At 44.5% G+C, this 1,593-nt stretch carries 1 protein-coding gene; it reads left to right on the top strand.

From position 1 onward, the window contains the following. The coding region (locus WBQ70_RS05220; protein WP_423911425.1) for an NADH-quinone oxidoreductase subunit N at nt 1–1,290 on the top strand (1,290 nt) is incomplete at its 5' end. Nucleotides 1,291–1,593 lie beyond the last annotated feature (303 nt).

Genomic DNA, 1,593 nt, shown 5'->3' on the forward strand with positions numbered 1-1,593 from the left:
CTACTTACACTGGGCTTTGTACTGGGCCAATGGGGAGAAGTACCTGCCTTTCGGTTTCAACCCCTCCTGTTTTTAGATAACAAAGCAGTCTTTTTCAAACTTTTAGTGATTAGTGCATGGCTTTTCACGCTTCTCCATATACGCTTACTGCGCTACACAATTCCATCAGAACTCAATGCGCTACTTATTGCAGCCGTGCTGGGCATGTGCCTGCTGTGCATGGCGACGCACTGGCTCACTGTATACCTGTCGCTGGAGTTACTTTCGCTATCATCCTATCTACTGGTGGCTCTCTCACCAACGAAAAAAGCCGCTGAGGGAAGTTTGAAATACCTACTCTTCGGGTCCATTAGTTCAGCAGTTATGTTGTACGGGATTTCACTCATCTACGGTCTTACGGGTACCTTAGATCTCACCGACTCAGCCATGCGTTTGGGATTGGAAGCAAACACATCTCTGGTAATGCAAGTGGCCATGCTAATGGCAATTGGAGGCTTACTTTTCAAGTTGTCACTCGTTCCTTTCCATGTCTGGACACCTGATATATATGAAGCTACCCCTACCCCGCTGGTTTCGTTTTTGTCAGTCGCCCCAAAAGCTGCCGTGCTACTGGTAATCATGCGGGTAGCAAGCGCTTTTCCAACTGACCTATTGCCGCTACTAGGAGGTATTGCCCTAATAAGTATTACGGTAGGAAATGTTGCAGCACTGTGGCAGCAAAACGTTCGTCGGCTTCTTGCCTATTCTTCCATTGCACAAGCAGGGTACTTGCTTGTAGGAATCGTTACCTTTAGCACATTGGGATTCGAGAGTGCCACATTTTACATACTGGCATATCTTCTGCTCAATATGAGTGCCTTCCTACTCGTAGATCTGCTGCTACCCCGTTCCGAAACACAATTGTCCGATTACGCTGGGCAAGGCAAAAAAAACGTGTGGTTATCCGTAATTCTTACCATCATTATGGTAGCTTTAGCTGGACTCCCACCCACGGTCGGATTTACTGCCAAATGGCTGATCTTCTCGGCACTTTGGGAAAGTTATCAGATACAGGGTCAATCATGGTTATTATGGCTTCTCGTAGGTGGAATTGTTAATGCTGCCATTTCGCTAGCGTACTATTTAAGGCTCCCCTACCTACTTTTCTTTAAGTCTTCCCTTTCTCCTTCTTTAACGCTGGCAGTTCCTTTAAGTGGCAGGATACTAGTCGGGGCATTACTGGCAGCCGTACTTTTGCTATTTTTCAAGCCAGAACTTCTAATGGTTTGGATTCGTACAATGTCCCTCTAATTAAGAGTGGCAAATCAGAATTTATCTTTTGCACTCATTGTAAATTCTTTATTCCTAGAAATGCTGTATTATCTAACTGCTTAGAGAACGAGATATTTGAAAATGATACGTGTTCAAATATTCAAAAGAGAGAGAAGCAAGGCCCGGCTTGCCTAAACTTATTTTCTTTTTTGTCGGGAAGACAGTGTTTTAAGAGCTAAGATGGAACCCTTTTGTCTGGTTTAGACTAATGTTTGTTCAGTTTTGCCTTGCGGCATTTTGTCTTATTGGTGATTTCTGCAACGCCATGAGTCCATCAACGGA

This window comes from Flavobacterium sp. (assembly GCF_049590715.1).
Taxonomy (GTDB): Bacteria; Bacteroidota; Bacteroidia; order Flavobacteriales; family Flavobacteriaceae; genus Flavobacterium.